The organism is Clostridium porci (assembly GCF_009696375.1).
In the GTDB taxonomy this organism is placed as follows: domain Bacteria; phylum Bacillota; class Clostridia; order Lachnospirales; family Lachnospiraceae; genus Enterocloster; species Enterocloster porci.
In genome coordinates this window covers 223472-233351 of the sequence record NZ_VUMD01000007.1, presented here as the reverse complement: position 1 = coordinate 233351, position 9880 = coordinate 223472, and the positions used below count along the sequence as shown (strand labels likewise).

General features: G+C 48.0%; 11 protein-coding genes. All 11 read left to right on the top strand.

Annotation, left to right across the window (positions count from 1 at the left end; all coding sequences use genetic code 11):
- Nucleotides 1–564 precede the first annotated feature (564 nt).
- The 11 genes from FYJ39_RS10155 (at nt 565) to cls (ending at nt 9869) form a co-directional block, all read left to right on the top strand.
- The gene (locus FYJ39_RS10155) at nt 565–744 is read left to right on the top strand and encodes a DUF4250 domain-containing protein (RefSeq protein WP_154472351.1); all 180 of its coding nucleotides are present in this window, start codon (nt 565–567) and stop codon (nt 742–744) included.
- Nucleotides 745–844: 100 nt separating this feature from the next.
- A complete protein-coding gene (locus tag FYJ39_RS10150; RefSeq protein WP_154472350.1) occupies nt 845–2035 on the top strand; it encodes a type II secretion system F family protein in 1191 nt (396 codons plus the stop codon).
- 43 nt (nt 2036–2078) lie between these two features.
- Nucleotides 2079–3554 (top strand): hypothetical protein, encoded by a 1476-nt coding sequence (locus FYJ39_RS10145; RefSeq protein ID WP_154472349.1) that lies wholly within the window; start codon nt 2079–2081, stop codon nt 3552–3554.
- Nucleotides 3541–4137: a hypothetical protein gene (locus FYJ39_RS10140; RefSeq protein WP_154472348.1), complete on the top strand. Its 597-nt coding sequence runs from the start codon at nt 3541–3543 to the stop codon at nt 4135–4137. Before FYJ39_RS10145 ends, FYJ39_RS10140 begins: the two co-directional genes overlap by 14 nt.
- Nucleotides 4121–4459, top strand: coding sequence for a type IV pilus modification PilV family protein (locus FYJ39_RS10135; RefSeq protein ID WP_154472347.1), 339 nt, complete (start codon nt 4121–4123; stop codon nt 4457–4459). Before FYJ39_RS10140 ends, FYJ39_RS10135 begins: the two co-directional genes overlap by 17 nt.
- A 5-nt stretch (nt 4460–4464) precedes the next feature.
- A complete protein-coding gene (locus FYJ39_RS10130; protein WP_154472346.1) occupies nt 4465–4992 on the top strand; it encodes a type II secretion system protein in 528 nt (175 codons plus the stop codon).
- A complete protein-coding gene (locus FYJ39_RS10125; RefSeq protein ID WP_154472345.1) occupies nt 4989–5708 on the top strand; it encodes a hypothetical protein in 720 nt (239 codons plus the stop codon). Before FYJ39_RS10130 ends, FYJ39_RS10125 begins: the two co-directional genes overlap by 4 nt.
- Nucleotides 5709–5724: 16 nt before the next feature.
- Nucleotides 5725–7416, top strand: coding sequence for a GspE/PulE family protein (locus tag FYJ39_RS10120; protein WP_154472344.1), 1692 nt, complete (start codon nt 5725–5727; stop codon nt 7414–7416).
- A gap of 34 nt (nt 7417–7450) precedes the next feature.
- Entirely contained in the window at nt 7451–7810 is a 360-nt protein-coding gene (locus FYJ39_RS10115; RefSeq protein WP_154472343.1) for a type IV pilin protein, read from the top strand.
- A 46-nt stretch (nt 7811–7856) separates the two neighbouring features.
- Nucleotides 7857–8303: a type IV pilin protein gene (locus tag FYJ39_RS10110; RefSeq protein ID WP_154472342.1), complete on the top strand. Its 447-nt coding sequence runs from the start codon at nt 7857–7859 to the stop codon at nt 8301–8303.
- 33 nt (nt 8304–8336) lie between these two features.
- Nucleotides 8337–9869 (top strand): cardiolipin synthase, encoded by a 1533-nt coding sequence (gene cls / locus FYJ39_RS10105; RefSeq protein WP_154472341.1) that lies wholly within the window; start codon nt 8337–8339, stop codon nt 9867–9869.
- The last annotated feature ends 11 nt before the right edge of the window (nt 9870–9880 follow it).

Below are 9880 nucleotides of genomic sequence, written 5' to 3'. Positions count from 1 at the left end.
TTAGGGCTTAGTAGGTAAAAGATGTTGCGCTTGGCGAACCGATTTCGATGAGTCTTTAGACTCCGGTGCCGGTAACAGACCCTTATAGGGTCAAAGCAAGCCACCGGCTAAGCCGGTGGTCTTGACTTCAGAGAGGCCGGCTTTTGTCCAATTTGCTATGGCATATCCAGGTTGCGGCAGATATTAACACATGGTTCCTGTACCCAAGAGGAGATAAAAGACGCTGTTTTTACGCAATAAATTTTGAGAATGAATGCAAACAGGGAGAAGGGCTTTTCAGGCACCTGAATCAGGAGAACCTAAAAAGGAATCTTCGGACACTGGAAAAATGAGAGTAAACAGACTGGTAGATGGAAGGGCAGAGCCAAAGGAACATTTAAGTCGTCGGAAAATTTCTATATAAGAAGCTTAATTAAAACAACTCTTTCACCCTGATTAAAAAAACGGGAAAACGTCCTAATTTTATGTTGAAAACGTTACTTACAGATGATATAATCGTTTAAACTGAGAGTGGAAGAAAGCCGTTTCAGACAATTAAATATGATATAAAGGCAGGTAGAGATTATGAATACTCTTCCTAAGGATCCGGTTATTTTATTAAGCTACGTCAATACTCAGCTCCGTGACAATTATAGCTCCCTGGAAGAAATGTGCCGTGCGCTGGATATGGATAAATCCAGCATTATAGTTATCTTGTCCGGCATTGGTTACAAGTACGAGCCGGCTCAGAATCGTTTCTGTTAAATAAACTATATATAGATATAAAAAGGCCGGCTTTGTCTGAACTATGTCAGATGAAGCCGGTTTTTCGTACAGAACATGGAACCGTCGGAGAGGAGATCGTATGCCAAGATACAGATATAAGGCGAAAACCATAGAAGGAAAGGCTGTAAGAGGAACTAAAGAGGCAGCGGAGCCCAGGTATCTTCTTGCGTGCTTGAAGGAGAAGGGACTTTATTGCTATGAATACCATATCGAGAATATGGAGCAGTCCTTTCGTCCGCCTGTCTTAAGAAGAAAGGCGCTTCCACCCTTCTGCAAACAGCTCTCTGCTATGCTGGGGGCAGGGGTTGCCCTTTCAAAGGCGTTGGAAGTGAGCCATGAAGCAACTGAGGATAAAGCTTTAAAAGAGATTCTTCTGTGTCTGATAGAGCACATTCATAAAGGTATGACGCTTTCAGAGGCAATGGAATGTATGGAAGGTGTATTTCCTAATCTGTTGGTATATATGGTAAGCACCGGTGAGTCCAGCGGCAGACTGGATGAAATTCTGGGAAGAATGGCAGAGTATTACAGAAGGGAGGAGGAGCTGCGCGGGAAGGTTCGCATAGCTATGATCTATCCTGTGATTTTGCTTGGTGTAACCATAGGGGCTGCCATTTTTATGCTGACCACTGTGCTGCCTCAGTTTGCGTCTATGCTTGAGGAACAGGAGCTTCCCCTTCTTACCTGTGTGATGATGGGAGTCAGCTTCAGCCTTCGCAGCCATGGTGCGCTTTATTGTCTGCTTCTGCTCATTCTTCTGGCCATGGTTATGGGAGCTCTTACAATGCCGTACATCCGGCTGAGAGCAGACAGGGCCCTTTTCCGCCTTCCCATTGTGGGAAACCTGTTAAGAACCATTGATACCTCCCGGTTTTCTTCTGCTTTTGCGGTTCTTTACGGAAGCGGCATTGGAATTTTGGAAGCCATTCATACCACAGGGAAGGTAATGGGAAATTCCTATGTAGAGCAGTGTTTGGAGGAGGCAGGGGAGAATTTGAAGAAGGGGGAGATGCTTTCACAGGCACTGAAGCGTCTGGATCTCTTTCACCCGGTTCTTATTTCCATGGTAGTGGCAGGAGAGGAGTCTGGCTCTTTGGAAGAGGTACTTGAAGATGCGGGAGGATACTATGAAGGGGAGGCGGCAAGAGCCATCGGACAGATGATCGCATTGCTGGAGCCAGTGATGATATTGGTTATGGCTCTGATTGTGGGAAGCATTGTTATGGCAATCATGATGCCTGTGTTTACTATGTACACATCTATGCTGTAAGGGGAAGTCTATGAGGCATTACATATATTTGGAAGAACACAGAATGGCATATGCAAGCGGAAAGCCACGGTTTGCAGGAGAAGGGGAGAAGGCTGCAGCTGTTTTGGCTAAATCCAGGCTCTGGGAGACAAGAGGCGCTTCTTTGGACAGCGACTTAAAAAAGCTGGCAGAATATTATGGACTGTCTGGAAAGAGAGTGACATTGGTGCTGGGACTGGATCTTTCCTTTTTGGGAGTGGTTCTTCCAAGAGGAAGCCGGTTTGTGGCGGAGCGGATGGCGCTGAATCAGCTGGATATAAAGGCTGGGAGTTTGCAGGAGGCTGCGGCTGCCATTGATATCCGGCACAGCAGAGTCAGAGATAAAGTTTATGCTTCCATGTTTTATATGGAAGGGAAAAGGCTTACAGAGTATAAAAATGCCGTAGCGGCAGCGGGTATGGCATGCAGCCATGTCCTTGCAGTTCCGGACTGTATGGCCCTTGCTGCTAAAGAGCTGTGGAAAGAGCGATCTCACCTCATAGTAGATGTGGGGGAGGATCAGCTGGGACTTTATCTTGTATCCAGAGGACATTGCCTGGCATTTACAACAACCCATTTAAAGGCTCCTCACTTTTTCCATGCAAAAGGGGAGGCGCTGCTGTACCAGGAGATTGCGGAACAGGCTGAGCAGCTATTTAAGCAGGCCTCTGAATATGACCCTAAAAATTCGGACTGCTTCAGACCAGAATGCACGGTGCTGCTTGGAAACTGCCTGCCCTTCCCGGATAAAGGAGCCGCCAGCCTGGAGCAGCTTCTTAGGCTTCCATGCTTTGCCCGGATTCTGGAGACAGGTGCAGGCAAAGATGGAGAGCTCTGGGGAGAGTCCGCCTTACCGCCGGGACTTCTGGCAGCCTGCATGACAGACTGTTTTTTGAGAAAACGAAAACCTGTGAAAGTGAAGGAAAGCAACAGGAGAAGCGAAGCCTCTGTAATGGGAGGAATCTGCGGAATATTGTCTAAAGGCTGGATGGTATTTTTGCTTATAAATGCAGCTGCGGCATTGGGCGTTGGTATTTGGGCAAGGGCTGCGGATCGGGAGGCTAAGGAACAGCTAAAAGAGAGCAGGTCTGTTCTTATGGAGCCTGAATACAAAAAGAAATATCAGGAAGCGGCTGATATGGAAAAGGCCCTGGGGAGGCTGGCTGCCAGGCAAGAGGCCTGGAATGTGATAATGGAGGATACGGCAAGGGAGAATCTGCTGAGTATGGATGCTTTCCAGGCTTTTATCAGCTCCATGGAACCAGATATGGAGGTGGAATCCATTGCTTTTGAGGGCTCCAATGGAATCCTTTCCATAGTCATATCTATGAGCGACAGGGGGCAAATTCCGCTTTATGTGGAGCGGGTAAAGGAGACAGGTGTATTTCCATATGTAAGTCACAGCCTGTGGGAACAAAAAGAGGAGGATGGAATGCCGGAGAGGTTCTTAGTGGTGGTAAACGCTTCCCTTGCAGAGGGAGGGACGGATGAAGCTAACTAAAAGAGAACACTTGCTTTTGAGATTGCTCCTTCTTGTATTAATATGGGGCCTGGCTTTTCGCTTTTTATTTGCTCCAAGCTACGGCTCCCTGATCTATACCAGACAGATTCTGGAGGAAGTGAAGCAGGAAAAGGCAGAGAAGGATTTATATTTGGAGCGCTATCCAGACTTTGAAGCCCAGTGGAGGGAAGGGAAAAGCAGAGAAGGTCAGGAGAGCTTCTTTTACCAGGACATAGAGGATGTATTCATAGACAGAAAGCTTCAGGCCATAGCAGAGAAAGCAGGGTTACAGATCCGGCGTATGAGCATTGAAGAGCCCAGCCCCATGGAGCGGCCAAAAGCAGAAGCAGAACACCTTAAGGAGTTACCTCTGATGGAACGGAAGGTGACTATGGAGGTAGAGAGTCAGGATGAGAGAGGTATGATGGAGTTTGCAGATGGGATGCATCAGGAGGGCAGAAGCCTTGTAATCAGCTATATGGACATAAAGAGAGAGTCTAAGACAGCTACGGTCAGCCAGGCGGGACAGGCCGGTATGAAAGGAATTGTGGAGGTCAAGTTTTATTATGAGAAAACCAAATAGGAAACGGGGCGGCTTTACGCTGATTGAAGTAATTGCTGCAACGGTTCTGCTGGTGATAACGGCTTCGGGCTTCATGGCAATGACAGCGACTAATGTAAAGCTCTTAGTGAAGGAAAACCGAATGGAACGCTCTAATTATGAGCTCAGCTCTCGGGCCTGCTCTGGACAGGGAGAGCCTGCGGGAGAGACATTGACGGTGATATTTAACACAGATGATGGCAGAAGCAAAGACGTGGAAGAGATATTTGAAAAATACAGTGTCAGCGAAGCATGGGGGGATATGGAAAACTCTATGGACTTTTACAGGCACGGACTGAGGTGAGTATATTGAGGAACAGAAAAAAGCTTGGAACTGCGGGCGGCTTTACTCTGCTGGAGACATTGCTGGCTTTATCCATTGCAGCTATGGCAGCCGTATTTTTTGGAAGTTTTCTGATTCCTCAGATGGAGCTTTACTATAATTATGACCGAAGATCTCAGGTTAAGGCTATGTGCGGTGAGGCCTATCTGAAGATGGAGGAAATTCTGCGGTATGGCTATATGTACGCTTACAATCCGTCAAAACCGGAGGAGCTGCTATATTTTACACGGGAGGAGGGACCAGCAGTCCATAAGGAGAGGAAGGATAAATGGAAGGAGCTTCCTGCCTGCGCTTCCTGGCCCAGCCTATCTGCTGAGGATCTGGATATTAGATCCTTTGGAGGGATGAGCCTTGAGCTGGATTTTGGCGGAACCACAGCGCGGGAGGTGAAGGTGAGGATAGAGGCGGTAAGAGATGATGTGGTTATATACGAGGAGGAGGCCACCATTGGATCGCTTTACGGGTATGATATGTCGAAAGGGAGTATTTCATGAAGCTGGAGGGAGGGAGAAAGAGAGGGGGACTTGGCTCCCGCGGAAGCAGTATGGTATATGTAATGTTTCTGGTGGCCCTGCTGTCCATATTTTCCTGCGGCTATATGGCTGCTTCCAGCTATAATATGAAGGCGGCTATCGCTTCCAACCATTATATGGAAGCCCAGCTTACGGCTAAAACCATTCACACCTCATTCTGCGAGGCTGTAAGCAGCGGTCATTCTCCGGCTATGAATTATCTGTGGGAGCTGTTTGAGGAAGACATGGAGCGGGTTCGTCAGGAATATGATAAGATAATGGAGGAGGAAGCGGCTGAGGAGGATGGACTGGAGACGGAGAGGGCCGCAGAGAAGGATGAAGAGAAAGATAGGGAGCCGGAGGATGAAGACTCCTTTGAGCGATATCTGAGACAAGCCCTGGGGCACAAGGAATATGCAATCCGCGGCGCTTCCTCTGGCGAGGATGAGAACGCCCCGAAGCTGGAAATTATATTAAAGACAAAGCCTTTAGAGGAGACGGCCTATGTCCATACTAAGGTCACATGCAACGGCTACCACTTCTCTATGAAAGCGGATATTGTATTTGATAACAGCGATGGGGCGGTGATTGCTCCGGTAAGAAGCAGAAGCCGGGCTTTTTGGAAGGCTGGAAAGGTGTATCTGGAGGGTAATGGAGTTTACCGCTATTATGAGGATGAGGATTCTCGGAGCCAGTGATTGGAGGAGAAAGACAATGCCTGGTAAAATACCAATCGAGGAATTGCTAATTGATTATGGATATCTGACCAGAAGCCAGCTGGAGCGGGCGCTGCAAGTTGCCAGGAACAGTGAGGCGGGGGTGGAGGAGACTCTGCTGTATCTGGGATATGTGACAGAAGCTGCCCTGTTGGAATGTTCAGGCATTCGTGAACATATTCCGGTAATCGGGCTGGATGGATACAGGATAGATGAAAAAGCGGCTGCCATGCTCCCGGCAGCCTTTGCCAGGATGAACCGGATTATACCCATAGACCTTGAGGATGATAGACTGGTAGTGGCATCTCCCTATCCTTTCCATCCAGATGTGATGGACGAGACAGCCACTATTTCAGGTATGGAGGTGAAACCGGTACTGGCTCTCAAACTGGAGGTGGATCGTGCCATAGAGAAAGCATACGGAAGAGATGGAGAGCTGCAAGGGGACAAAGGCTCAGGATATGCTTTCGGCTATATAACGGATAACCAGGGTGAGAAAGCCTTTAGGGAGCGGGTGGAGAGCACACCTGTAGTGCGGCTGGTAAATTCCATCATTGAGGATGCCTATGTTAAAAATGCAAGTGATATCCATGTGGAGCCGGGAAAGAACCAGCTGCTTATCCGTGTTAGGATTAACGGCGATCTGATTCTTCACAGCACCCTGGCCATGGAGGTTCATAAGCCGATGGTTACAAGACTGAAGCTTATGTCTGGTATGGATATTGCAGAAAAGAGACTGCCCCAGGACGGAAAATACCGCTATGAGAGGGGAGCTGTCTCCACAGATTTGCGGATTTCAACCCTTCCCTCTATTTTTGGAGAGAAGGTGGTGATTCGTCTTCTGGGAAATGATCGTGATAATTTTCTGATGGACATCCGGCGTTTGGGGATGGAAGAGGATCAGCGGGAGGTATTTGAGAAGATTCTGAGGGCTCCTCATGGTATGGTGCTGGTGACAGGACCTACAGGCAGTGGAAAGACGACCACCCTGTATGCAATGCTAAGCCGCATTGTGAAAAAGAAGGTCAATGTAGTAACGGTGGAGGACCCTGTAGAGAAGATAATAGAGGGGATGACTCAGGTTCAGATCAATCCTAAGTCAGGCCTGACCTTTGCCGCTGCCCTTCGTTCCATACTTCGCCAGGACCCGGATGTTATTATGGTGGGAGAAATGCGTGATGAAGAAACCGTTTCTATAGGTGTAAGAGCCGCTATTACAGGTCATCAGGTGCTGTCAACGCTTCATACCAGTGATTGTGCCTCCACCATCAGCCGGTTAAGAAATATGAGAGTACCCTCCTACATAGCCGCGGCTTCTCTTTCCGGTATTATAGCACAGCGCCTGATAAAGGTATTGTGTCCAGCCTGCCGTATGTCCTATATACCGGATGGAAAGGAGAGGGCGCTTTTGACGTACCTGGATGTCCAGGAGGTAGAGCGGCTTTGGAAGCCGGTGGGCTGTCCAGCCTGTAACCACACAGGATACAGCGGGAGGAAGGCGGTCTATGAGATAATGGCTATGGATGATACTCTAAAAAATATGATACTGGATAATACGCCTCCCTATGAGATACGGAGCCGCCAGAAAAGGAGAGGCTTTCAATCTCTAAGAGATTTTGCTCTTATGAGGGCAGTTAGGGGAGAGACCAGTTTGGAAGAAGCTGAAAAAATTATTTATTCGGTAGAGTAAGGATATAAATACAACAGAAATGAGGAAGCATAATATGAGAGCACTGGTGACAAGGAGCAAGAAAAACGCCATAGAAGGCTTTACTCTGGTAGAGCTAATTTGCGTCATAGCCATTATGGGAATTTTGACTGCCATCGCAGTTCCATCCTATCAAGGGATACAGGACAAATCTGCCCGGCAGGTAGCAATTTCCAATGCCAGATCCAATTATACACTGGGCAGGGCTCAGCAGGAAATGCTGGAGGCAGGCGTGATCAAGAAATCGGAGACCAAGGATTATAATTATGATGCTAAGCAAGACTGCGCCCACTGGGAAGGAAAGGTAAAGGGCAAGATCTATCGGGCGATTTACCCCGGCAAAAGTGGGGAAGGAGAGATTGAGACTGGCGAATGATGACAAGCCATGGTAAAATAGGCTGTAGGCAGACGGAGTGATCCAAATGAAGAGATGTAAAGGCAGGGATTGGAGAAGAGGCGGTTTTACTATGATAGAGCTGGTGTCGGTGATCGCTATCCTTTCCATCCTGATGGCAGTTGCTGTTCCCCAGATGATAAGCTATACATGGGCCGCCCAAAGGGTATCGGCAACGACGGAAGCACAGGTCGTGGCGGACGCGGTGCAGCGGTACTTTTATGATAAGAAAGAGGAGGGCTCCCTTGGCCCGAAAACGGTGTGGAAGCTGATGAACTTGGATATAAATGGAGCTGATAATCTGATTAAGGATTACATTGCCGGAGGACACCAGGAAGCAAGAATCGTGTCGGTCAGCGCAGATATTACCAGCGGTCAGTTAAAGAGCCTTGTATATGAGACAAAATACTGCAGAGTTAGTATTACAATCGACGAGGATGGGAACAGAACACTGACGGATGAGATAATAAACTAGAGGAGCCGGAAGGCCGGTGAGAGAGGACGATGTATGGAGTTAATCTGGAATGGGATACTAACCACATGGGAATGGCTGATGGAGCATCTGCTTTATATTAATCTGCTGCTGTCAGTGGTGATTATATTCTTTCAGCGAAGAGACCCAAAAACGGTATGGACCTGGCTGCTGGCCTTAAACTTTATTCCCATGTTTGGAATCCTGTTTTACCTGCTGTTTGGCCAGGATTTAAAAAAGAGCCGTATGTTCCGTGTAAAGGAGGTGGGAGACCGCCTGCAGCTGCCGGTAAAGAGCCAGGAGGAGATGATTCGTTCCGCTGAAATGCCTGAGGAGCAGATGGATCCCTTATTCAGAGATTTTAAAAGTCTGATTCTTTATAATCTGGAAACCTCCGGCTCCGTTCTCACAGTCAACAACAGGGTTCAGGTATTTACAGACGGCAAAGCCAAATTTGAGGCTCTAAGGCAGGAGCTTCAGAAGGCCAGAGAGTTCATCCATATCCAATACTATATTATTAAAAATGACGAGCTTTTTGATTCCATTGTTCCTATTCTTTTGGAAAAGGTTAAGGAGGGGGTGGAGGTCAGGATTCTCTATGACGGAATGGGAGGCAGATTTATGCCGGCTAGGCGGTGGGAGCAAATGCGGGCTGCCGGCATCAAGGTGGGAGTATTCTTTCCTCCCATTCTGGGCTGGCTAAACCTTCGTGTAAACTACCGCAATCACAGAAAGATCGTGGTGATAGACGGCTGTGTAGGCTTTGTAGGCGGCTTTAATATTGGCAGGGAGTATATTTCCAAGGAGCCCAAATTCGGCTACTGGAGAGATACTCACTTAAAAATACTGGGGGAAGCGGCCATTAGTCTTCAGCTTCGGTTTGCCCTGGACTGGAACTATGCCACAGGGGAGAATCTGTTTAAGGATATGCAGTACTTTGGCGGGGAAGGGGAGCCTACCAAACAGCAGCCGGCTAAGGGGGCCTCTCCTGTAGGGACGGGACTGAAAGGGGCCAGCGAGCTGGTGAGCATGCAAATTATAACCAGCGGTCCTGATACCAGGGAACCACATATCAGAAACAATTATTTAGAGCTGTTCCACAAGGCAAAGCATAATATTTATATACAGACGCCCTATTTTATCCCGGATGACGCCATTTTATCCGCTCTGAAGATAGCGGCTCTCTCAGGTGTGGATGTGCGGTTGATGATTCCCTGTAAACCGGATCATCCCTTTGTATATTGGGCTACTTGTTCCTATGCGGGGGAGCTTTTGGATTACGGAGCCAGAGTTTACATCTATGAAAACGGTTTTCTCCATTCTAAGGGAATCATGGTGGATGGAATGGTTAGCTGCTACGGTACAGCCAATATGGACATACGAAGCTTTGAACTAAACTTCGAGGTCAATGCTACAATTTATGATGAGGATGTGACGGGAGAGCTGGAGGAGGCATTTATTAACGATCTTCCCCATTGCAGGGAACTGACAAGGGAAGATTATAAGAAACGGAATCTATGGATGCGAGTGAGGGAGCAGTCCAGCCGCCTTTTATCTCCGCTTCTGTAAAATGACCCGGC

Excerpts from the sequence above, each read along its gene's own strand:
- FYJ39_RS10155 (WP_154472351.1), top strand. The coding sequence starts at position 565 with ATGAATACTCTTCCTAAGGATCCGGTTATTTTATTAAGCTACGTCAAT.
- FYJ39_RS10150 (WP_154472350.1), top strand. The coding sequence starts at position 845 with ATGCCAAGATACAGATATAAGGCGAAAACCATAGAAGGAAAGGCTGTA.
- FYJ39_RS10145 (WP_154472349.1), top strand. The coding sequence starts at position 2,079 with ATGGCATATGCAAGCGGAAAGCCACGGTTTGCAGGAGAAGGGGAGAAG.
- FYJ39_RS10140 (WP_154472348.1), top strand. The coding sequence starts at position 3,541 with ATGAAGCTAACTAAAAGAGAACACTTGCTTTTGAGATTGCTCCTTCTT.
- FYJ39_RS10135 (WP_154472347.1), top strand. The coding sequence starts at position 4,121 with ATGAGAAAACCAAATAGGAAACGGGGCGGCTTTACGCTGATTGAAGTA.
- FYJ39_RS10125 (WP_154472345.1), top strand. The coding sequence starts at position 4,989 with ATGAAGCTGGAGGGAGGGAGAAAGAGAGGGGGACTTGGCTCCCGCGGA.
- FYJ39_RS10120 (WP_154472344.1), top strand. The coding sequence starts at position 5,725 with ATGCCTGGTAAAATACCAATCGAGGAATTGCTAATTGATTATGGATAT.
- FYJ39_RS10115 (WP_154472343.1), top strand. The coding sequence starts at position 7,451 with ATGAGAGCACTGGTGACAAGGAGCAAGAAAAACGCCATAGAAGGCTTT.
- FYJ39_RS10110 (WP_154472342.1), top strand. The coding sequence starts at position 7,857 with ATGAAGAGATGTAAAGGCAGGGATTGGAGAAGAGGCGGTTTTACTATG.
- cls (WP_154472341.1), top strand. The coding sequence starts at position 8,337 with ATGGAGTTAATCTGGAATGGGATACTAACCACATGGGAATGGCTGATG.